Raw genomic sequence first — 20511 nt, 5'->3', positions numbered from 1 at the left:
CATCCCGGGGCCACCACGAATCGCCGTACCATCGTCCTTATGGTTACGGAAGACGCGGTGCGCGAAGCACTGTCGACGGTGAACGACCCCGAGATCAACCGCCCCATCACCGAACTCGGGATGGTCAAGTCGGTCGAGATCGGCGCGGACGGAGCGGTCGCGGTCACCGTGTACCTGACGGTGTCCGGCTGCCCGATGCGGGACACGATCACGCAGCGCGTCACGGAGGCGGTCTCCCGGATCGAGGGAGTCACCCACGTCGACGTCACGCTCGACGTCATGAGCGACGAGCAGCGCAAGGAGCTGGCGACCGCGCTGCGCGGCGGCCAGACCGAGCGCGAGGTCCCCTTCGCCAAGCCGGGCTCGCTCACCCGCGTGTACGCGGTCGCCTCCGGCAAGGGCGGTGTCGGCAAGTCGTCGGTGACGGTGAACCTGGCGGCGGCGATGGCGGCGGACGGTCTGAAGGTCGGTGTCGTGGACGCCGACATCTACGGCCACTCCGTGCCGCGCATGCTGGGCGCCGACGGCCGTCCGACCCAGGTCGAGAACATGATCATGCCGCCGTCCGCGCACGGCGTGAAGGTGATCTCCATCGGCATGTTCACGCCGGGCAACGCCCCGGTCGTATGGCGTGGCCCGATGCTGCACCGGGCGCTCCAGCAGTTCCTCGCGGACGTGTACTGGGGCGACCTGGACGTGCTGCTCCTGGACCTGCCGCCGGGCACCGGTGACATCGCGATCTCGGTCGCCCAGCTGGTCCCGAACGCCGAGATCCTGGTCGTCACGACCCCGCAGCAGGCGGCCGCCGAGGTGGCCGAGCGGGCGGGTTCCATCGCCGTCCAGACCCACCAGAAGATCGTCGGCGTGGTCGAGAACATGTCCGGGCTGCCGTGCCCGCACTGCGACGAGATGGTCGACGTCTTCGGCACCGGCGGCGGCCAGACGGTCGCCGAGGGCCTGACCCGCACGACCGGCGCCACGGTCCCGGTCCTGGGCGCCATCCCGATCGACGTCCGCCTCCGCGAGGGCGGCGACGAGGGCAAGCCGGTGGTCCTGACGGACCCGGACAGCCCGGCGGGCGCGGCGCTGAGGGCGATCGCGGGGAAGCTCGGAGGACGGCAGCGCGGCCTTTCGGGACTGTCCCTGGGGATCACGCCCAAGAACAAGTTCTGACCGGCCTACGGGGAAGGGGCGCCGCATTGCGACGGCGCCCCTTTGTCATGCGTACTCGCTGATGTCCTTGATCATGGCGAAGCCGAGACCATAGGCACTCATACCTCTGCCGTACGCCCCCACATGCACCCCCTCCTGCGTGGACCCGGCGAGCACCCACCCGAACTCGGACTCCCGGTAGTGGAAGGGCGTAGGCACCCCGTCCACCGGCAGGGAGAGGGTCGACCACTCGGACCCTTCCAGATCATCGGCGAGCGCCCACGCGGTCTCCGTCTGCTGGTCCAGCCAGTCATCACGCAGGCTGTGGTCCATCTGCCCGGGCCAGGTGAAGGACAGCAGCCCCACCCCCGCCAGCCAGGCCGCGGACGAAACCGACGTGGCCTCGAGCAGCCCCGTACCGTCCGCACTCCGACGGGACGGACTCGCCGCGACGGTCACCACGACCGCGAACTTCTCCCGGTCCTCCGTCGCCTCATTGCGTACTGAGGGCTCGTCGCCGTGTCCGATCGACCCGTGCTCGACGGCCCCGTCGGCCGCCGTTCCCACCTGCATCAGCCAGCGCGGCCCCGTGAACGCCTCGTCGAGGCCGTACCACGGGAAGGGCGCCAGCAGGTAGCCGTCGACCGTGCGCCGGGCGGAGGGGACCTGTTGTCCGCCCTCCGCGGCCGGCGCCTGCGCGACTGCCCGACTCGTCGTCTCCATGTGCCCGGACGCCTCCTCGCTCTCGGCGGACCGGGGCGGCCCGCCCCCCTTCGGGCGGCCTCGCTTTTTGGCGTACGGCCCGCACAACAACTCGGCAGCATATCCACACTGCTGTGGGCAACCGGGAAACCGCCCGGCGCGCGAGGCGCCCGGGCGGCGTGTTCAGGCCGCGCGAGCGCCTGGGAGAGGTATGAAACGCATCACGTACGCGCGCGTACGGCTCAGGTGGCGTCCGCGTCGTAGGGCGGGCGCTCGTCGGGCTTCTTCGTCATGTCGACGCGGTCGCCGGACGAACCCGAGGAACCCGAGGAACCCGAGGAAGCGGCGGACGAGTCGGAGTCGCGGCCGTGGACCGCGTCCGTGACCTCGGCCATCTCCTTCTTCAGGTCGAAGCCGTTACGGATCTCCTTGATCCCCAGGTCGTCATTGTCCAACTGCTTGCGGATGAACGTCTTGGGGTTGAGATCCTCGAACTCGAAGTCCTTGAACTCCGGGCCGAGTTCCTGCCGGATGTCCTGCTTGGCGCTCTCCGAGAACTCACGGATCTTACGAACCGTCCGCATGACGTCCTGGATGACCTTCGGGAGCTTGTCCGGACCGAAGACGAGCACGGCAAGGACGATGAGCGTCACCAGCTCGAGCGCACCTATGTCATTGAACACCTGAAGCTCCTTGCGATCCGGGCCGGGTCCACGGTACCTGCCGTTCCCGTACGACCGGTACTGTCCCGTCGGTTCCGAGTGTGTGCGGATCGCGGGTTTTCCGGGTTGTTTGCCTTGTGGGAGGGGGTGCGCGCCCTCACCTGTGAGGTTTCTGTCAATCGCCGTCCGAGGAACCGAGGGTCAGGGAGAGGGTGATCTCCTCGCCGTCCCGTTTCAGGGTCAGCTCAAGACGGTCTCCGGGGCGGTGGGCGCGGGTCTTGACGATCAGTTCCTCGCCGGAGTGCACGCGCTGGCCGTCGACCTCGGTGATGACGTCGCCGGGCTCGATACCGGCCTTGTCGCCGGGTCCGCCCGCGGTGACCGCCGAGCCGCCGTCGCTGCCCTTGATGCCGACGCGCGCGCCGTCGCCCGAGTAGTCCATGTCGAGGGTGACGCCGATGACCGGGTGGGTGGCCCGGCCGGTGTTGATCAGCTCCTCGGCCACACGCTTGCCCTGGTTGATCGGGATGGCGAACCCGAGCCCTATCGAACCGGCCTGGCCGCCGTCCAGGTCCGAGCCGCTGTCGGCGGACCGGATGGCGGAGTTGATGCCGATGACCCGGGCCTTGGCGTCGAGCAGGGGCCCGCCGGAGTTGCCGGGGTTGATGGGGGCGTCGGTCTGCAGGGCGTCGACATAGGACACATCGCTGGCGTCACCGCTCTCGCCGCCGGCCGTGATGGGCCGTTCCTTGGCGCTGATGATGCCGGAGGTGACGGTGCCCGCCAGGTCGAAGGGGGCGCCGATGGCGACGACGGGGTCGCCGACCTGGACGTTGTCGGAGTTGCCGAGGGTCATCGGGGACAGCCCGCTGACGCCGGTCACCTTCACGACGGCGAGGTCGTATCCGCTGTCCCGTCCGACGACGGTGGCCTTGGCGGTGTCGCCGCTGTGGAAGGTCACCGTGATCTCGCCGCCGGATCCGGCGGGCTGCACGACGTGGTTGTTGGTGAGGATGTGCCCCCGGCCGTCCAGCACGAACCCGGTACCGGTGCCCTGCTCCTCGGCCCCGGACACATGCAGGGTCACGACACTGGGCAGCGCCCGAGCGGCAATCCCGGCAACACTGTCGGGAGCCCGCCCGGTGGGCTCGTTACCGGCCTGCGGCAGCTCGACCTCCCCCACACCCCCATTCCGCTCCAGATACGCCCCTACGGCCCCTCCAACACCCCCGGAGACGAGCGCGAGCAGCAGCGCACCGGTGAGCAACAGCCGCTTGGCCTTCTTACGCCGCTGATCCTTGCTGGGAACAGCGGCACCGTTCTGCTGGAGGGGGCCGGTGAGGGGGGCCGCGGCCCAGGGGTCGTAGTTCTGCCAGGGGGTGGGGGCGGCGGTGTGCAGAGGGGGTGGGAGGGGGGTGCCGGGGGCCGGTGCAGGGGTGCCGTGCGCCTGGGCGGGCGCCGGGGCTGGGGCTGGTACGGCCGTGCCGTGGGCCTGGGCGGGCGCCGGGGCCGGTACGGCCGTGCCGTGCGCCGGAGTCGTTGCCGGGTGCTGCACGGGAGGGGCGGGCGCCCAGGGGCCTGGCTCGCCGTAGGGCGGGGTGCTGTAGGGGTCGGGGTCGTGCAAGGGGCGGGGGCGCTCTTCGGTGGGCGCTACGGCGGTGTCGGCGGCCGCGGCAACCGCTGCGGTGGCGGAAGCACCGGACGCGACTGTGTCGGCCTCGGCCGAGGGCACGACGTCCGAGGGGGTGGAGTCACGCGGCGCGACTGTGTCCGCGGCACCGGAGCCACGCGAAGGGACGCCTTCCGCAGAGGTGGAGCCACTCCGTGCGACCGCACCCACGGCAGCGGGACCGCCCGGCGGCACGCCCTCAGCCGCCGGAGCCGCCTTCCCCGCGGGTCGGCTCAGCTCGTAGTCGCCCTCGGTGGGATCCGGTGTCGCGGGTCGCTCCAGCTCGAAGTCGCCGTCCGCGTTCGGAACCGGGGTCGGGCCGGGCGGCGCCTCGGTCGCGCCTTCCGTCTGGTCCGAAGGCCCCTGGAGCCGAGGACGGCTCCACCATTTCGCCTTCGTGGGCTTCCCCTCGTTCATGCTCTCCCCACAGCCGGCCGCGGCACGCACATCGGCGGTGGCCGCGGCTCCTCGAACTCCGCCTCCGCGCCCGGCTGCCTGCCATGAGCGCGGCCCACCCTGGATTCAACCAGGTTCGTGGGCCGCCGCGCAGAGGCCGGTCAGCGGCTGGTGGTGGAAGAGGTGGCGGAAGCGGACGGGGAGGAGGTCGCGTCGGGGACGGGTGCGGCGAGCAGGCCCGGAGTGGAGACCTCCGGGGCGGTGTGCCAGGTGGTCAGGGTGAGCGGCGGGGTGGCGCTGAGCGGGCGTATGAGCGGGGACATGGCGGCCGCGCCCGCAACCACCGGGGTGGTCAGCGCGTCCTCGGACCCCTGGACCTGACCGGCGCCCGGCGCGGGCACCCCGGGCAGCAGCGGCGCGGACACCGCGGTCGGGGCGACTGGGGTGTCGCCGAGCGCCCGCTGGCCCTGGCCCTGAACGAACAGGGGCCCGACGCCACGGCGGCGCTGGTTCTCGGGTGCCGTCGCCGCTCCGGTGCCCTGGGTGCGCGCCGGGGTGACATTGCTGCCGGAGCCGGACCCGCGGGCCTCCGTCTCGGGCGGGACGCTGGTCGTGACACCGCCGAGTGCGATGGCGGCCAGCGACACCGCTCCGGCGGCGACGAAGGCGAACCGCAGCCCGCGCGAGGACTGCCGGTCGGCGTCGGGGCGGCCGACGGGGTGCACCCGGAAGCCGCCTGCCGAGGAGCCGGTGAGCGCGGAGGCGTGCGGCCGGGCGGGGACGTAGCCGAACTCGAAGCGCTCGCCCCGCTTCATGCCGAACGCGCCGCCGGTGGGCCCGTCGGAGAAACCGCCGAAGGCTCCCCCGCCCAGCGACGAGCCGCTGCCCGGGTCACCTCCCGGCAGGCCCTGGAGGCGGGCGAGGAAGCTCTCGGAGGGAGGCGGGGGTGCCGCCTCCGCGAAGACGTTCTTCAGCCGGCGCTGGGCGTCGGCCTCCGCCTTGCACTTGGCGCAGGTGGCCAGGTGGGCGAGGACCCGCTCGCGCGAGTCATGACCGAGCTCCCCGTCCACCAAGGCGGAGAGTCGGTCTCCAAGATGCTGCTCGGCGAGGCGGCGCTCGCCGGCATCGGGCCGGGATCCATTCACGCGGTCGCGCCCCCTCCCCCGAGGGCGGGCACACGCGGCACGAAGGACCGGCGCTCGGCCCGGGCCTCCGGGGAACGGTGCGCGAGGGCCTTGCGCAGCTGCGAGCGGCCGCGGTGGATACGGGACCGGACGGTGCCGAGCTTCACGCCGAGAGTCGCGGCGATCTCCTCGTAGGACAGCCCCTCGATGTCGCACAGGACGACCGCGGCGCGGAACTCGGGCGCGAGGGTGTCCAGGGCCTGCTGGACATCGGCGTCGAAGTGCGCGTCGTTGAAGACCTGCTGCGGGGACGGCTCGCGACTGGGCAGGCGCTCGGCCGCGTCCTCGCCGAGGGCGTCGAAGCGGATGCGCTGCTTGCGGCGGACCATGTCCAGGAAGAGGTTGGTGGTGATGCGGTGCAGCCAACCCTCGAAAGTGCCCGGAGTGTAGGTGGACAGCGAGCGGAAGACGCGGACGAAGACTTCCTGGGTGAGATCCTCGGCGTCGTGCTGGTTGCCGGTGAGCCGGTACGCGAGGCGGTAGACGCGGCCGCTGTGCGTGCTGACGATCTCCTCCCACGTGGGCGGAGTCCACGCCTGCCCGTCCGCGTCGGTGGAGAAGGTCGCGGTCTGGGCGTAGGCGTCGGCGTGATGGTCAGCAGCGGTGTCGTTCACGGATTTCGGCCTGCCCGCCGACCCGAGAAAGCGCCGTAGCACTCCTCCCCGATCCACAGGCGCAGCCGCACCTCCCCTGTCGGCTCTGGTGGTGTCCAGTGGAGCCCCTACCATAGCCACCTCGCCCGTTAGCTCCGGATAAGCGGTTTTACGAGAAATTGATCTGGGCTGATACGGCTCATGCGGCTGCGTCAGCATGTGCTCGACCTCTGGCCCGTCATCGTGATCCAACCGTGTCCCCCCTGTCGTCTCCCACCCTTCTAAACGCCCGGTCCCATCTGCGGGTTCCCGGCCGCAACGGATACAGTCACGCCCAGGCAACCACGGGGACAGGAGAGGGTCATTACCGGCAACCGGCAGACGAGCTGGGCGTTCGCCGACGCCTATGTCGCCGAGGACGACGCGCTGCGCTGGGCCCGCGACCGGGCCCGCGAGGCCGGCCTGCGCTCGGTGTCGCCCGGCACGGGCGCTGCGCTGCGGTTGCTCGCCGCCACCGTGGACGCGAAAGCGGTCGCGGAGATCGGCACCGGGACCGGCGTCTCCGGCATCCATCTGCTGCACGGCATGCGCCCCGACGGCGTCCTGACCACCGTGGACCCCGAGCCGGAACACCAGCAGTTCGCCCGGCAGGCCTTCCGCGCCTCCGGGTTCGCCAGCAACCGGGCGCGCTTCATCCCCGGCCGCGCGCTGGACGTACTGCCCCGGCTCGCGGACGCCGGCTACGACCTCGTCTTCTGCGACGGCGACCGTCTGGAGTTCCTGGACTACCTCGCTGAATCGTTGCGCCTGCTGCGTCCGGGTGGCCTGGTGGTCTTCGAGGGCGTCTTCGCCAACGGCCGTACGGTCGACTCGGGCCCGCAGCCGACGGAGGTGCTGCGCCTGCGTGAGCTGCTGCGCGCGGTGCGCGAGAGCCAGGACCTGGTGCCCTCGCTGCTGCCGGTGGGCGACGGCCTGCTGTGCGCCGTCAAGCGCTGAGGCATCACCGCGTACGGCCGTGAAAACAACTGCCCCGGCACCTCATGGGATGCCGGGGCAGCTGAAAGGGTATGGTCGCTTGCGCGTCAGCCGACGACCTTCTTGAGGGCATCGCCCAGTGCGTCGGCCTCGTCAGGGGTCAGCTCGACGACGAGTCGACCGCCGCCTTCGAGCGGAACGCGCATGACGATGCCCCGCCCCTCCTTGGTCACCTCGAGCGGGCCATCGCCCGTCCGCGGCTTCATGGCCGCCATGCTCGTTCCCCTTCCTGAAACCAGCTCATCGTCAAAGCCGACGGCCCCACGGAGGGCATGCGCGGTCCTGGCAGGACTCGCGACACCGGCATCGAACACATTGCTTCCCAGCCATTATCCCGCATCGCAGGACCCGATGACCAACATCGGTCGGCATCGCTTGGGCAACGCGCGCGAGCAAAACCACTCAATTCGGCGATGTGACTGCGATACTGCGCCGCCGCACGCGTGTCCGCCGAACGGAAACGGACCCGATTTCTTTGACGCAGGTCACACGTGCGGTCCCGGCGATCTCCGCCATGCTGTCCTCAGACATGAGCCGCGACACCGGAGGGGATACGCCATGGCCGACACCGTGCTCTACGAGGTGAGCGACGGACTCGCGACGATCACGCTGAACCGCCCCGAGGCGATGAACGCGCTGAACATCGAGACGAAGGTCGCGCTGCGGGAGGCGGTGACCGAGGCGGGGGCCGATTCCTCCGTGCGGGCCGTGCTGCTCACTGCCGCCGGGGATCGGGCGTTCTGTGTGGGGCAGGATCTGAAAGAGCACATCGGGCTGCTGGCCGAGGGGTCCGGTCAGGTGATGAGCACGGTGCGGGAGCATTACAACCCGATCGCTCTGGCACTGACGGAGATGGCCAAGCCGGTGGTGGCGGGGGTGAACGGTGTCGCGGCCGGGGCGGGGTTCGGGTTCGCTCTCGCCGCGGATTATCGAGTCGTGGCCGACTCGGCTGCCTTCAATACGTCGTTCGCGGGGGTGGCGTTGACCGCGGACTCCGGGATCTCGTGGACGCTGCCTCGGGTTGTCGGGCCGGGGCGCGCTGCTGATCTGCTGCTTTTCCCTCGGAGCGTCAAGGCTCAGGAGGCGTACGAGTTGGGGATCGCGAATCGGGTCGTACCTGCGGAGTCGCTCCGCGAGGAGGCCGAGAAGGTGGCTCGGGCGTTGGCCTCGGGGCCGACGGTTGCCTATGCGGCGATCAAGGAGGCCGTGGCTTACGGGTTCTCGCACTCTCTGGCGGAGACGTTGGAGAAGGAGGATGAGCTGCAGACCCGGGCCGGGGCGTCGGAGGACCATGCGATTGCTGTGCAGGCCTTTGTGAACAAGGAGCAGCCCAAGTACTTGGGCCGGTAGGGCTCGGGGCTGATTACGGGGCGCTCCTGGCCACGCAGGCTTCCAAGTGGTCGTCCACCAAGCCACACGCCTGCATCAAGGCGTACGCCGTCGTCGGGCCCACGAATCTCAGGCCCCTCTTCTTCAAGGCCTTGGAGAGGGCTGTTGATTCCGGAGTTATTGCCGGGACGTCGGCCAGGGTTTTGGGGGCCGGACCCGGCTCCGGGGCGTGGGCCCAGATCAGGTCGTCCAGGTCGCCCGGGGCCCAGTCGGCCAGTGCGCGGGCGTTGGCCAGGGTGGCGTCGATCTTGGCTCGGTTGCGGATGATGCCCGCGTCGGCCAGCAGCCGCTCGCGATCCTCCTCCGTGAAGGCCGCCACCTTCTCGATGCTGAAGTCGGCGAAGGCCGCGCGGAAGCCGGGGCGGCGGCGGAGGATCGTGATCCAGGAGAGGCCGGACTGGAAGGCCTCCAGCGAGAGGCGTTCGAAGAGGGCGTCGTCGCCGTGGACCGGACGGCCCCACTCCTCGTCGTGGTACGTCACATAGTCCGGGGTGGACAGGGCCCAGGGGCAGCGCAGGACGCCGTCGGGGCCGGCGAGGGCCGTGGTCACTGGTCCTCCCGGGTCGGCTTCTCCATGGAGGGACGGGCGCCGGCCTGGGCACCGGCCAGGGCGGACTCCAGGTCGGCGATGCGGGCGTCACGCTCGGCGAGTTCGGCGCCGAGACGGGTCAGGGCGTCGTCGACGTCCGCCATGCGGTAGCCGCGGGCGGCGAGGGGGAAGCGGAGGCTGTCGACGTCGGCGCGGTTGACCGGACGGTCGTACGGCAGCGGGTCCTGGAGCCGCTCGGGGGCGGCCTCCGGCAGCGGGCCGCCGCCCTCGCCGCCGCCCACCACCGCGAGGGTCACAGCGGCGACCACGACGGCGAGCGCGACGACCAGGAACAAGAACATAACCATCGCTGAGGTCCCCACGGTCGGTGCGATTGTGCGGTCGAGTGTGTCAGGGTCCGATCGTGCCATGCGACTGTGACAGTTAGGGTCGCAGGCGGCGATGATCAGGACGTACGGGAGAGGTTCACAGGGGATGCTCAGGCTGGGCAGGCGTGAGTTCGACACGCATGAGCCGGTGATCATGGCGATCGTGAACCGGACCCCGGACTCCTTCTACGACCAAGGGGCGACGTTCCGCGACGAGCCGGCCCTCGCGCGCGTGGAGCAGGCCGTGGCGGAGGGGGCGGCCATCATCGACATCGGTGGGGTGAAGGCCGGGCCGGGGGAAGAGGTGTCCGCGGCGGAAGAGGCGCGGCGGACGGTGGGGTTCGTGGCGGAGGTGCGGCGGCGGTTCCCTGACGTAGTCATCTCGGTGGACACCTGGCGGGCCGAGGTCGGGGAGGCCGTCTGCGAGGCCGGGGCGGATGTGCTGAACGACGCGTGGGGTGGGGTTGATCCTCGGCTGGCCGAGGTGGCCGCTCGCTATCGGGTGGGGCTGGTGTGTACGCATGCGGGGGGTGCGGAGCCTCGTACGCGGCCGCATCGGGTGACGTACGACGATGTCATGGCCGACATTCTTCGGGTGACCGTGGGGTTGGCCGAGCGGGCGGTGGCGCTGGGGGTGCCTCGGGAGTCGGTGATGATCGATCCCGGGCATGACTTCGGGAAGAACACGCGGCACAGTCTGGAGGCGACGCGGCGGTTGGGGGAGATGGTCGCGACGGGGTGGCCGGTGCTGGTTTCCCTCTCCAACAAGGACTTCGTCGGGGAGACGCTGGACAAGCCGGTGAAGGAACGGGTGGTGGGGACGCTGGCGACGACGGCTGTGTCGGCGTGGCTGGGGGCGCAGGTCTACCGGGTCCATGAGGTCGCGGAGACGCGGCAGGTGGTGGACATGGTGGCGTCGATCGCGGGCCACCGTCCGCCGGCGGTGGCCCGACGGGGGCTGGCGTAGAACCTGCCGCGCCCCCGCCGGGGCGAGAAACCGCTGGCCCCGAGCCCCGCGCTAGGGCCTGTCCGGCGGATCAGGCCGACTGACGCCAACGCCGCAGCTGCGCGTGCCAGACCCCGCGACGCCGGCATGATCCGCCGGACAGGCCCTAGCGGCCCGCCTCCTTCGACACCAACGCCACCGCCTCGTCCACGTCGTCCGTGACGTGGAAGAGCAGCAGGTCCTTCTCCGATGCCTTGCCCTGGGCGACCAGGGTGTTGCGCAGCCAGTCGACCAGGCCGCCCCAGTACTCCGAGCCGAAGAGGACGATCGGGAAGCGGGTGACCTTCTGGGTCTGGACCAGGGTCAGGGCCTCGAAGAGTTCGTCGAGGGTGCCGAGGCCGCCGGGCAGGACCACGAAGCCCTGGGCGTACTTCACGAACATCATCTTGCGGACGAAGAAGTAGCGGAAGTTCAGGCCGATGTCGACGTAAGGGTTCAGCCCCTGTTCGAAGGGGAGCTCGATACCCAGGCCGACCGAGATGCCGTTCGCCTCGCAGGCGCCCTTGTTGGCCGCCTCCATGGCCCCCGGCCCACCGCCCGTGATCACCGCGAAGCCCGCCTCGACCAGGCCCCGGCCCAGCCGCACACCCGCCTCGTACTCCACCGAGTCCACCGGCGTCCGCGCCGAACCGAACACACTGATCGCGGGCGGAAGTTCGGCCAGCGTGCCGAAGCCCTCGATGAATTCCGACTGAATGCGCAGGACGCGCCACGGGTCCGTGTGGACCCAGTCGGAAGGGCCGCCCGCGTCCAGCAGCCGCTGGTCCGTCGTGCTCGCCGTGACCTGCCCCCGCCGTCGGAGGACCGGTCCCAGGCGCTGCTCCTCCGGCGGCTGCTTCTTGCCCTCAGGGTTCCCGGTAGCCATGTGCGCTCCCTCCGCTTGCGGTGTTTCCACCTCAGCGTAGATCTACGCGGGTTACGGACGGGGGACATCGGCATGTCCGGCATCCCCCGATCCCGCACGTGGTCACGCCGTCAGCCACGTCCGCAGGCGTTCCTCGCCCGCGAGGATCTTCGCCGTCTCCACCCGCTCGTCCCGCTTGTGCGCCAGGTGCGGGTTCCCGGGACCGTAATTGACCGCCGGGATGCCGAGGGCGGAGAAACGGGACACGTCCGTCCAGCCGTACTTCGGCAGCGGCTTCCCGCCCACCGCTTCGATGAAGGCGGCCGCCGCCGGGTGGGAGAGCCCCGGCAGCGCCCCGGGGCTGTGGTCGTCCACCACGAACTCCTCCACCCCGCAGTCCGCGAACACCTCGTGGACGTGGGCCAGCGCCTCCTCCTCCGTGCGGTCGGGGGCGTATCGGAAGTTGACCGTGACCACGCACTCGTCGGGGATGACGTTGCCCGCGACCCCGCCCGAGATGCCCACCGCGTTCAGGCCCTCCCGGTACTCCAGACCGTCGATCACCGGCCAGCGGGGCTCGTACGAGGCCAGGCGGGCCAGGATCGGGGCGGCGGCGTGGATCGCGTTGGAGCCCATCCAGCCGCGCGCCGAGTGCGCCCGCTCGCCCTTCGTCCTCAGCAGCACCCTCAGGGTGCCCTGGCAGCCGCCCTCCACCTGGCCGTCGGACGGCTCCAGCAGCACCGCGAAGTCGCCGGCCAGCCACTCGGGGTGTGTCTCGGCCACATGACGCAGGCCGTTGAGGTGTGCGGCGACCTCTTCCTGGTCGTAGAAGACGAAGGTCAGGTCGCGGTTGGGGGCGGGGACCGTCGCGGCGATGCGCAGCTGCACCGCCACCCCGGACTTCATGTCGCAGGTGCCGCAGCCCCAGAGGATGCCGTCGTCGTCCAGCCGGGACGGGACGTTGTCCGCGATCGGGACGGTGTCGATGTGTCCGGCGAGGATCACGCGCTCGGGGCGGCCGAGGTTCGTGCGTGCCACGACGTTGTTGCCGTACCGGTCGACCGTCAGGTGCGGCAGGGCCCTCAGAGCGGTCTCGATCGCGTCCGCGAGGGGCTTCTCGGTGCCGCTCTCGGAGGGGAAGTCGACGAGCTGCGCGGTGAGCCGCGCGGCGTCCAGCGTGAGGTCAAGCGGGGTCTCGGGCATGCCCTCGACCCTAGCGCCCCCTGCCTTGCGGCTGCTTTTCACACCGGTCTCGGGCGCCGCTCTACTCTCCAGTACCTTGTACGCGTGCCAGAGCCGTCCCCCACTCCCAGACGCCGTGGCCGCCTCCTCCGTTTCGGGGCGGCCTTCGTGGTCCTGCTCGCCGTAGCGGGGTATCTCGTCGTCCAGTACGTCACCGGAGGCGCGGGAGCGCCGGGCTGCAAGGTCGTCTCGGCCGAGGACGACGGGGCGGCGTACGAGTTCACGCCGGAGCAGGCCGTGAACGCGGCGACGATCGCCGCCGTCGGCACCGGGCGGGACCTCCCGGAGCGGGCCGTGACCATAGCGCTCGCCACCGCGCTCCAGGAGTCGGCGCTGCGCAACATCGACCACGGCGACCGTGACTCGCTCGGCCTGTTCCAGCAGCGGCCCTCGATGGGCTGGGGCACCGAGAAGGAGATCATGGACCCGACCTACTCGGCGGGGATCTTCTACGACCACCTGGTGAAGGTGGACGACTACACGAAGCTGCCGCTCACCGTCGCCGCGCAGCGTGTGCAGCGCAGCGGCTTCCCGGACGCGTACGCCAAGCACGAGCCGGACGCCGCACTGCTCGCCGCCGCCCTGACCGGCCGCTCGGCCGCCACGCTGACCTGCGAGGGCCGCCCCGACACGACCCGGGTGGCGGGGACCGATCCGGTACGGACCGCGCTCGCGCGGGACTTCGGCCGGGATGTGCTGGAACCTGCCGGTGCCGTGGTCGGCGGCGCGGACTCCGCGTCCGCCGCCCCGAGCGCCGAGAGCGGCGGGCGGACCCTCACGCTGCCCGTGGCCGAGAACGCCGAGGGCTGGCAGCTCGCGCACTGGGCCGTGGCCAACGCCTCCGCCCTGCGCATCGAACGCGTGTCGTACGCCGGGCGGGAGTGGACCGCCGGGAACACCGACAGTCAGTGGCGCGCGGTCGGGTCCGAGGGCGCCGCGGGCGCCGAGAAGGGCACGGGCTCGGTCCGTATCGTGACCGCACAGTAGTGCCCCGAGTCACCCGCGCGGGTTACCGCCCGGGACGCGGGTTCATGAGGTGCGGGGGTTTTGGCGCCGACAGCCCCGAATCCTGCAAACCCCTTGAAATCAAAGGGCTGTAAGGATTCGGCAGACTTTCGGACCACGGACTCTTTGCCCGTTTTTATCCACAGCCGATAATGCGACGCATTACCAAGTCTTTACGTTACTCCGCCGCAACCTTCGCGGACTTCGAGCGGTAGTCACTGCGTCCGAGGCCGGAGATCAAGTCCGGACGGACACATCACCGTTCTCACCAGACAGACCCGTCGAAGGAGCATCATGACCCTCCCCCTGACCCGTCGGATCGCCCGTGCCGCGCTGCTCGTCGCTGCGGGAGCGGCCGCCGGGGTCGGTGCGGCCGGCTCCGCCAGTGCGGCCCCCGAATTGCCCGCAACCCCGAACCTCGGCGGTCTGACCGCCCTGGACGGGGCGAGCGTCGGCAACACGGTCGACGGTGCGGCGCAGAACGTCACCGGGCTCGCGGGCGAAACCGGCGGCAAGGCGGTCAAGAAGTCGGTGCCGGCCGCGGGCAAGACCGGCGGCAAGGCCGTCAAGAAGGCGGCCCCCGCCGCGCAGAAGACCGCGGGTGACGCGGCCGGTTCGGCCGGCGACATCCTGGGTGACACGACGTCCACCGCGACGAAGGGCGGCCTGCCGACCGAGTCCCTGACCCAGGGCGGGGGCCTGCCGGCGGCGGACTCCCTGCCGGTGCAGGGCCTCCCGCTGGGCGGCTGAGCGCCTGACCGGAAATGGCGACGGGACCCGGGGCTTCACAGCCCCGGGTCCCGTCGCCGTTTGTCAGCCGAGCCTCTTCACGGCCTCCCGGACCCTCTCGTCCGTCGCCGTGAACGCCACCCGTACGTACCTCTCGCCCGCCTCGCCGTAGAAGTCCCCCGGCGCCACCAGGATGCCGAGGTCGGCCAGGTGGGCCACCGTGTCCCAGCAGGACTCTCCCCGTGTGGCCCAGAGGTAGAGGCTGGCCTCGCTGTGTTCGATGCGGAAGCCGTGGTTCACGAGGGCCGCGCGGAGCGCCTCGCGGCGGGCGGCGTAGCGGTCGCGCTGGACGCGGACGTGCTCGTCGTCGCCCAGGGCCGCGATCGCGGCCGCCTGGGTCGGCGCGGAGGTCATCATGCCGCCGTGCTTGCGGATCTCCAGGAGCGGGGCGAGGACCTCCGGGTCGCCGGCCAGGAAGGCCGCTCGGTAACCCGCCAGGTTCGAGCGCTTGGAGAGCGAGTGGACGGCCACGATGCCCTCGTACGAACCGCCGTTCACGTCCGGGTGCAGCACCGAGACCGGGTCGGCCTCCCAGCCCAGCTCCAGGTAGCACTCGTCGGAGAAGAGCAACACGTCGTTCTCGCGGGCCCAGGCCACGATCCGGGTGAGTTCTTCCTTGCTCAGCACCTTGCCCGTCGGGTTCGACGGGGAGTTGAGCCACAGGAGCTTCAGGCCCTTCGGGTCCAGCTCGGTCGGGTCGTCGTAGACCTCGTACTCGGCGCGGGCGAGGCGGGCGCCGACCTCGTAGGTCGGGTAGGCCAGGCGCGGGTAGGCGACGCGGTCGCCGGGGCCGAGGCCCAGCTGGGTGGGGAGCCAGGCGACCAGTTCCTTGGAGCCGAGGATCGGCAGGACGTGCCGGTGGGTCACCTCGCGGGCGCCCAGGCGGCGCTCCACCCAGCCGGTGATCGCGTCACGCAGCTCCGGCGTGCCCCAGACCGTCGGATAGCCCGGCGAGTCGGCCGCCGCGATCAGCGCTTTCTGGATCAGCTCGGGGACCGGGTCGACCGGGGTGCCGACGGACAGGTCGACGATGCCGTCCGGGTGGGCCACGGCCGTCTTTTTGTACGGCGCGAGCTTGTCCCAGGGGAAGGTGGGCAGGCGGTCGGAGACTGCGGACACGAGTTCTGGCTCACTTTCTGGTACGGCAAACGCCTCGGCCCCGTACGGCGATCAAGGCGATCAGGCCGTACGGGACCGAGGCGGCGCGGTGATGCGGGCCGGCCGCTCTCAGCCGTTCTGCGGCGGCAGCGCGGCGATGAAGGGGTGGTCCCGCTCGATCAGACCCAGCTTGCTGGCGCCGCCCGGGGAGCCGAGCTCGTCGAAGAACTCGACGTTCGCCTTGTAGTAGTCCTTCCACTCCTCCGGAGTGTCGTCTTCGTAGAAGATCGCCTCGACCGGGCAGACCGGCTCACAGGCTCCGCAGTCGACGCATTCGTCCGGGTGGATGTACAAGGACCGGGAGCCCTCGTAGATGCAGTCGACCGGGCACTCCTCGATGCACGCCTTGTCCTTTACGTCGACACAAGGCTGCGCGATGACGTAGGTCACGCTGTCGTTCCTCCTCGATAGGGCGCTGGCGGGCCTCCTCAGGCTCCGCCGCCTGGCGCGCGGGAGCGCGGCGTCGTCGATGCCCGCCTCTAGTATCTCCGTTCTTGGGCATGATCCGAACAGGAGGGGTGAACTGACCTGTGGAAATCTCTGCGACGGGGCGCCTTGAGGTCCGTATCACCGCTGCTGACGTGGGTAAACGGGTCTCCGTGCGACGCCTGAACGATCCTGCGCGCCCGGGTGAGAAGTTCACCGACACGGTGGGTGTTCTCGCATCCTGGGACGACGGTGTGCTGGTGATCACACGGAAGAGTGGCGAAACCGTCCGCATTCCGGAATCGTCGCTGGTCGCGGGCAAGGTGGTGCCCAGCGCCCCGGCCCGTCGCCGGGGGCCCGCCGCCTCGTACGAGGAGCTGGCGCACGTCTCCACACGCGCGTGGCGGCCGGTGGAGAGCGAGCGGCTCGGCGAGTGGGAGCTGAGGGCCGCCGCCGGATTCACCCGCCGCGCCAACTCCGTGCTCCCGCTGGGCGACCCGGGCCTGCCGCTCGACGACGCGCTGTCCGTCGTACGGCGGTGGTACGGCGAGCGCGGGCTGCCCGCTTACATACAGACCGCGACCGGCGCCGAGGGCACTCAGGAGCTGCTGTGCGCGGAGCTGGAGAGGCGGGGCTGGACGCGTGAGGTGACCGCCGAGCTGTGGATCGGAGCGCTGGCGCCGCTCGCCGACCGGGAAGAGCCGGCCGAGGTCGTGCTGTCCCGGGAGGCGGACGAGGCGTGGCTCGCCCGCTACCAGCGCAAGGGGCTGAGCGAGGTCGCCCTGAAGGTGCTGGGCAGCGGGCCCTCGGTGTGGTTCGCGACCGTGCCCGGCGAGGAGGCGCCCGCGGCCATCGGGCGGTGTGTCGTGGACGGGCGCTGGGCGGGCTTCGCCGCCGTCGAGGTGGATCCGGCGCTACGGCGTCGGGGGCTCGCCTCCGCCGTGATGGCCGCGCTGGCCGGGCGGGCCCTGGAGGAGGGGGCGTCGGCGGCCTGGCTGCAGGTCGAGACGGACAATGCGGGGGCACGGGAGCTGTACGCCGGGATGGGCTTCTCGGCGCATCACGCGTACCACCACTACCGCGAGCCGGGAACTCCGGCGCCGTCCGGTAACCGATCGCCGTGAGAGGGCACGAGCCTGCTATGCCTCCCCCCTATCCCCCGTCCCCCGAACGCTCGACCGAACTGCGCCGGCGGTTCGCCGAGGAGGCCCGCTGCGAGCGGCCCGATCTGTCGACCCTGTGTCTGCTGGTGGGCGCCGAGGCGGACGGCGCGCTGGACGAGGCGGGCATGGACGCGGCCCAGATGGAACTGGACCGGCTGGCCGGGCAGCTGCCGTTCCGGCCCGGCGGGCCGCGCTCCTGGGCCGTGTCCCTGCGGGAGCTGCTCGGCGACCGGCTCGGCTTCCGGGGCGCGCCCGGCGACTATCAGCGGCTGGAGTCCTCGCTGCTGCACGAGGTGCTGCGGCGCAGGCGCGGGCTGCCGATTCTGCTGTCGGTGGTGTGGCTGGAGGTGGCTCGCAGGGCGGGGGCGCCGGTGTACGGGCTGGCTCTGCCCGGGCACTTCATCGTCGGGTTCGGGGAGCCGGACGAGCAGGTGCTCGCCGATCCGTTCAACGGGGGCCGGGCCTTGACCGGGGCGGATGCGGAGTTGCTGGTGGCGGGGGCCACGGGGACGGCCCTGCATCCGTCGATGCTGGTGCCCGCGACGCCCCTCGAGGTGGTCTCGCGGATCCTCAACAACGTCCGGGCCTGGGCCGCGGCTCGGCCCGAACGGTCCGATGTGGGCTTGTGGGCCGTCGAGTTGGCGCTGCTGCTGCCCTCGCATCCGGCCCGGTTGCGGTACGAGCGGGCTCAGCTGCTGGTGCAGCGGGGGGACTTCGTCAAGGGGGCGGCGGAGCTGGAGGCGTACGCCGAAGTAGTGGCCGCGGTGGACGAGCCGGCGGCCGCTCGCGTGCGGCAGCAGGCACAGGCGGCGCGGGCGATGCTCAACTGACGGGGTCCGGAGTGCCGTAGGACCTCGGTCGTACGGCACTCCGGGTGCGTCAGCTGGGGTTCGTCTCGATCGTGGCGTCCCGGTCGGACTTGCTCAGCAGGGCCTGGCGCAGGGCGACGTAGACGTCCTGGGGTGTGACGGCCGTCTTCTTGCCGGTGCCCCGGGTGATCAGCACGCCGTCGAAGGTCTGGCCGTAGAGCTCCTTGAGTGCATTCAGGTCGGGGTTGTCGACGAGCTTGCCGTCCACGGCCTTGACCCTGAGGAACTTCCACAGGGAGTTCTCCGGGCTGAACTCGATGAAGCGGGTGGCGTCCGTCCGCACGATGACGTTGGCCGACATCGCCGGCTGCGCGTACTCCTTCATCATCCGGTCGACCTCCGCCTTCGAGACCGTCGGCTCCTTGGCGGTGGTCGCGACCTGCACCGCGGGCGCCGTGCCGGTCTCCACCTGGGTGCGGTACGCCTCCTCGACCGCGTCGGTCGACTTGGCGACGTCGATGCCCTGGCCCGCCTTGCCGTACACGGCGACGGCCTTGCCCGACTGGAACTTGATCGTCCCGTCGGACACCGAGCCGGAGCCGCCGGCGGCGTTCTCCAGCGCGGCCTGCAGCTTCTCCTCGTCGACCGGCATGACCGGCTCGACCACGCGTTCCTGGCCGAAGAGCGAGCCGACCACGGAGACCGGGTTGTAGTCGCTCTGCGCGGCCTCGCTGACGGTGGCAGCGGCGTCGAACTGGAGCCCCGCCTGGTCCGGCTCGAGGGTGACGGTCTTGCCACCCACCGTGAGCTTGAGCTCCTTGTTCACGCGGTCGTCGAAGGCGTCGTCGAGCTTCTTGACCGCGTCGTCACGGGTGCCGCCGCCGATGTCGACGCCGAGCACGGTGGTGCCCTTGGGCACGTCGGAGTGGTTCATCAGCAGGCCGGCGCCGTAGACGCCACCGGCCAGGACGATCGCACCACCGGTGAGCAGGCCCAGCTTGCCGCGGCCCTTCTTTTTCTTCGGCGTGGACGCCGAGGGCACCGGGGCGACGGGCTCGGGCAGCTTCGGGGGCGTGTGCGGGAGCGGTCCGTCGGTGTGTGCGCCCGGACCGAACGGGGCGTTCTGGGCGCCGGGCGGTACGACGGGGATGCCGCTGGTGACGGTGTGCCCGGAGACGTTGTCGGCGGGGTTGCCGTAGCCGGGGGTGCCGGGCTCGGGGGCCGGCTTCTGCGGGGTGAGGATGGCGGTGTCGTCGCTCAGACCGCCGCCGGGGGCGTGCATGCCGGGGGCGCCCATCGGGGCGGGTCCGCCGGGGCTGTTGAAGCCACCGGGAGCGCCGGGACCACCGGGAGCACCCGGGCCGTTGAAGCCGCCCGGACCGCCGCCCACCGGCGGGACCAAGGGGCCGTCCCCGGTCACCGGACCGGTCGTCGGCCCCGCGGGGCCCTGCTGTCCGCCACGGCCGCCGGGGCCGCCGGGGCCGCCCGGGCCGTTGAAGCCGCTGGGGCCGTTGGGCCCGCCCGGGCCGCCGCCGGGGATGCCCTGGCCGCCGTAGCCGCTCTGGCCCTCGTGCGTGCCGTGGCCGTTGTCGGAGAAGTACGGCAGATCGTCGCGGCGCGGTTCGTCGCCGGGACGGGGGCCGCCGCCGAGCGGGCCCGCGGCCAGCGCCTCGGTGACGTCGAAGGAGCCGGTGCCGCCACCGTGTCCGGGCGCCACGGGTCCGCCGGTCGCGCCGCCCGGCATGCCCGACCCGTTGGTCGCGCCGGGGCGGGACCCGCCCTGCATGTTCATGGAGCCGACGACACCGCCGGGCCGCGACGCACCGGCCGCACCCGCGCCGGGCCGCTGCCCCGAGGGCGCAGCACCCGAAGGCGCGCCCGCAGGCCCCGAACCCCCAGGCACCCCGGCGCCATTGCTCTGCCCGCCGCCCGGACCGGCCTTCGGGGCCGCGGACTTGCGCGGGGCGAACCACTCGCTCGTCGGCTTCTCCTCGGCCGGAGCCGAGGGCTCGACGGGAGGCTCGGGCGTGGGCGCGGGGGCCGGCACCGGCGTCTCCGTGTCGGCGCTCTCGGCGTCCCCCACGGGCTTGCGCACGACGACCGGCGGAATGGGCCGCGACCCGGGGATGTTGATCCGGATCCGGGTCGTCAGCGTGGTCTCGGTCTTGCGTTCCTCCGGCCGCGCGGCCGAACGGCCCGCATCCGGACCGCCGTCGGGAACCGCAGGCGTCCCGTAAGGCGGCGTGCCCGAAGGGTAAGCGGCTCCGCCGCGCCCGTTGGGCCCGGAGGACGGACTGTCAGTTTCACGACTCAAGGCAGGTTCTCCCGGTTGGCTCCGCCGCCCGACTCGACCTCACTGCTCCGGGCGG

21 protein-coding genes are annotated in these 20511 nt (G+C 71.5%); 8 read left to right on the top strand and 13 right to left on the bottom strand.

Annotation, left to right across the window (positions count from 1 at the left end; all coding sequences use genetic code 11):
* Positions 1-39 precede the first annotated feature (39 nt).
* Complete coding sequence (locus tag OHT76_RS28325) at positions 40-1173, top strand: Mrp/NBP35 family ATP-binding protein (protein ID WP_328873685.1); 1134 nt, start codon at positions 40-42, stop codon at positions 1171-1173.
* Between the two features lie 45 nt (positions 1174-1218).
* Here the strand turns inward: OHT76_RS28325 and OHT76_RS28320 are convergent, their stop codons facing one another.
* The 5 genes from OHT76_RS28320 to sigE form a co-directional block, all read right to left on the bottom strand.
* Positions 1219-1875 carry a hypothetical protein gene (locus tag OHT76_RS28320; RefSeq protein ID WP_328873684.1) on the bottom strand — a complete coding sequence of 219 codons (657 nt, stop codon included), beginning with the start codon at positions 1873-1875 and terminating at the stop codon, positions 1219-1221.
* A 221-nt stretch (positions 1876-2096) separates the two neighbouring features.
* A complete protein-coding gene (locus OHT76_RS28315) occupies positions 2097-2537 on the bottom strand; it encodes a sec-independent translocase (RefSeq protein ID WP_328873683.1) in 441 nt (146 codons plus the stop codon).
* Positions 2538-2691: 154 nt separating this feature from the next.
* The gene (locus OHT76_RS28310) at positions 2692-4602 is read right to left on the bottom strand and encodes a trypsin-like peptidase domain-containing protein (RefSeq protein ID WP_328873682.1); all 1911 of its coding nucleotides are present in this window, start codon (positions 4600-4602) and stop codon (positions 2692-2694) included.
* 140 nt (positions 4603-4742) lie between these two features.
* Positions 4743-5726: an anti-sigma factor family protein gene (locus tag OHT76_RS28305; RefSeq protein ID WP_328873681.1), complete on the bottom strand. Its 984-nt coding sequence runs from the start codon at positions 5724-5726 to the stop codon at positions 4743-4745.
* Positions 5723-6421 carry an RNA polymerase sigma factor SigE gene (sigE, locus tag OHT76_RS28300; protein ID WP_328876639.1) on the bottom strand — a complete coding sequence of 233 codons (699 nt, stop codon included), beginning with the start codon at positions 6419-6421 and terminating at the stop codon, positions 5723-5725. The genes OHT76_RS28305 and sigE overlap by 4 nt, the downstream gene beginning before the upstream one ends.
* 234 nt (positions 6422-6655) lie before the next feature.
* On the opposite strand from sigE, the gene OHT76_RS28295 reads away from it, so the two are divergent.
* Entirely contained in the window at positions 6656-7354 is a 699-nt protein-coding gene (locus OHT76_RS28295; protein ID WP_315884816.1) for an O-methyltransferase, read from the top strand.
* An 86-nt stretch (positions 7355-7440) separates the two neighbouring features.
* Here the strand turns inward: OHT76_RS28295 and OHT76_RS28290 are convergent, their stop codons facing one another.
* A complete protein-coding gene (locus tag OHT76_RS28290) occupies positions 7441-7608 on the bottom strand; it encodes a DUF3117 domain-containing protein (RefSeq protein ID WP_003966491.1) in 168 nt (55 codons plus the stop codon).
* Positions 7609-7951: 343 nt separating this feature from the next.
* Between OHT76_RS28290 and OHT76_RS28285 the strand changes: the two genes are divergently transcribed.
* Positions 7952-8743 (top strand): enoyl-CoA hydratase/isomerase family protein, encoded by a 792-nt coding sequence (locus OHT76_RS28285; protein WP_328873680.1) that lies wholly within the window; start codon positions 7952-7954, stop codon positions 8741-8743.
* Positions 8744-8756: 13 nt separating this feature from the next.
* On the opposite strand, the gene OHT76_RS28280 is transcribed toward OHT76_RS28285, so the two are convergent.
* Positions 8757-9332, bottom strand: a complete 576-nt coding sequence (locus OHT76_RS28280) for a DNA-3-methyladenine glycosylase I (RefSeq protein WP_328873679.1) — start codon at positions 9330-9332, stop codon at positions 8757-8759.
* Positions 9329-9673 (bottom strand): DivIVA domain-containing protein, encoded by a 345-nt coding sequence (locus OHT76_RS28275; protein ID WP_328876638.1) that lies wholly within the window; start codon positions 9671-9673, stop codon positions 9329-9331. The genes OHT76_RS28280 and OHT76_RS28275 overlap by 4 nt, the downstream gene beginning before the upstream one ends.
* A 133-nt stretch (positions 9674-9806) precedes the next feature.
* Between OHT76_RS28275 and folP the strand changes: the two genes are divergently transcribed.
* Positions 9807-10667 (top strand): dihydropteroate synthase, encoded by an 861-nt coding sequence (folP, locus tag OHT76_RS28270; RefSeq protein WP_328873678.1) that lies wholly within the window; start codon positions 9807-9809, stop codon positions 10665-10667.
* A 145-nt stretch (positions 10668-10812) separates the two neighbouring features.
* Here folP and OHT76_RS28265 read toward each other — a convergent pair whose 3' ends face one another.
* Positions 10813-11571 (bottom strand): TIGR00730 family Rossman fold protein, encoded by a 759-nt coding sequence (locus OHT76_RS28265; RefSeq protein ID WP_328873677.1) that lies wholly within the window; start codon positions 11569-11571, stop codon positions 10813-10815.
* 102 nt (positions 11572-11673) lie between these two features.
* Complete coding sequence (dapE, locus tag OHT76_RS28260) at positions 11674-12753, bottom strand: succinyl-diaminopimelate desuccinylase (protein ID WP_328873676.1); 1080 nt, start codon at positions 12751-12753, stop codon at positions 11674-11676.
* 84 nt (positions 12754-12837) lie between these two features.
* On the opposite strand from dapE, the gene OHT76_RS28255 reads away from it, so the two are divergent.
* The gene (locus tag OHT76_RS28255; protein WP_328873675.1) at positions 12838-13779 is read left to right on the top strand and encodes a heavy metal transporter; all 942 of its coding nucleotides are present in this window, start codon (positions 12838-12840) and stop codon (positions 13777-13779) included.
* 312 nt (positions 13780-14091) lie between these two features.
* A complete protein-coding gene (locus tag OHT76_RS28250) occupies positions 14092-14547 on the top strand; it encodes an ATP-binding protein (RefSeq protein ID WP_328873674.1) in 456 nt (151 codons plus the stop codon).
* 63 nt (positions 14548-14610) lie between these two features.
* On the opposite strand, the gene OHT76_RS28245 is transcribed toward OHT76_RS28250, so the two are convergent.
* Both OHT76_RS28245 and fdxA read right to left on the bottom strand, forming a co-directional pair.
* The gene (locus OHT76_RS28245; RefSeq protein ID WP_328873673.1) at positions 14611-15705 is read right to left on the bottom strand and encodes a bifunctional succinyldiaminopimelate transaminase/glutamate-prephenate aminotransferase; all 1095 of its coding nucleotides are present in this window, start codon (positions 15703-15705) and stop codon (positions 14611-14613) included.
* Between the two features lie 108 nt (positions 15706-15813).
* A complete protein-coding gene (fdxA, locus tag OHT76_RS28240; protein ID WP_003985062.1) occupies positions 15814-16134 on the bottom strand; it encodes a ferredoxin in 321 nt (106 codons plus the stop codon).
* A 140-nt stretch (positions 16135-16274) separates the two neighbouring features.
* On the opposite strand from fdxA, the gene OHT76_RS28235 reads away from it, so the two are divergent.
* Positions 16275-17294, top strand: coding sequence for a GNAT family N-acetyltransferase (locus tag OHT76_RS28235; RefSeq protein WP_328873672.1), 1020 nt, complete (start codon positions 16275-16277; stop codon positions 17292-17294).
* A 17-nt stretch (positions 17295-17311) separates the two neighbouring features.
* On the top strand, positions 17312-18163 hold the full coding sequence (locus OHT76_RS28230) for a transglutaminase-like domain-containing protein (RefSeq protein ID WP_328873671.1): 852 nt from the start codon (positions 17312-17314) through the stop codon (positions 18161-18163).
* Positions 18164-18212: 49 nt separating this feature from the next.
* Here the strand turns inward: OHT76_RS28230 and OHT76_RS28225 are convergent, their stop codons facing one another.
* On the bottom strand, positions 18213-20456 hold the full coding sequence (locus OHT76_RS28225; RefSeq protein ID WP_328873670.1) for a hypothetical protein: 2244 nt from the start codon (positions 20454-20456) through the stop codon (positions 18213-18215).
* Positions 20457-20511 lie beyond the last annotated feature (55 nt).

The organism is Streptomyces sp. NBC_00287, from assembly GCF_036173105.1.
In the GTDB taxonomy this organism is placed as follows: Bacteria; Actinomycetota; Actinomycetes; order Streptomycetales; family Streptomycetaceae; genus Streptomyces.
The sequence above is the reverse complement of the archived record's forward strand: the minus strand, read 5'-3'. Positions and strand labels throughout refer to the sequence as shown.

Excerpts from the sequence above, each read along its gene's own strand:
- OHT76_RS28325 (WP_328873685.1), top strand. The coding sequence starts at position 40 with ATGGTTACGGAAGACGCGGTGCGCGAAGCACTGTCGACGGTGAACGAC.
- OHT76_RS28320 (WP_328873684.1), bottom strand. The coding sequence starts at position 1,875 with ATGGAGACGACGAGTCGGGCAGTCGCGCAGGCGCCGGCCGCGGAGGGC.
- OHT76_RS28310 (WP_328873682.1), bottom strand. The coding sequence starts at position 4,602 with ATGAACGAGGGGAAGCCCACGAAGGCGAAATGGTGGAGCCGTCCTCGG.
- OHT76_RS28290 (WP_003966491.1), bottom strand. The coding sequence starts at position 7,608 with ATGGCGGCCATGAAGCCGCGGACGGGCGATGGCCCGCTCGAGGTGACC.
- OHT76_RS28285 (WP_328873680.1), top strand. The coding sequence starts at position 7,952 with ATGGCCGACACCGTGCTCTACGAGGTGAGCGACGGACTCGCGACGATC.
- OHT76_RS28275 (WP_328876638.1), bottom strand. The coding sequence starts at position 9,673 with ATGTTCTTGTTCCTGGTCGTCGCGCTCGCCGTCGTGGTCGCCGCTGTG.
- folP (WP_328873678.1), top strand. The coding sequence starts at position 9,807 with ATGCTCAGGCTGGGCAGGCGTGAGTTCGACACGCATGAGCCGGTGATC.
- OHT76_RS28265 (WP_328873677.1), bottom strand. The coding sequence starts at position 11,571 with ATGGCTACCGGGAACCCTGAGGGCAAGAAGCAGCCGCCGGAGGAGCAG.
- dapE (WP_328873676.1), bottom strand. The coding sequence starts at position 12,753 with ATGCCCGAGACCCCGCTTGACCTCACGCTGGACGCCGCGCGGCTCACC.
- OHT76_RS28250 (WP_328873674.1), top strand. The coding sequence starts at position 14,092 with ATGACCCTCCCCCTGACCCGTCGGATCGCCCGTGCCGCGCTGCTCGTC.
- OHT76_RS28230 (WP_328873671.1), top strand. The coding sequence starts at position 17,312 with ATGCCTCCCCCCTATCCCCCGTCCCCCGAACGCTCGACCGAACTGCGC.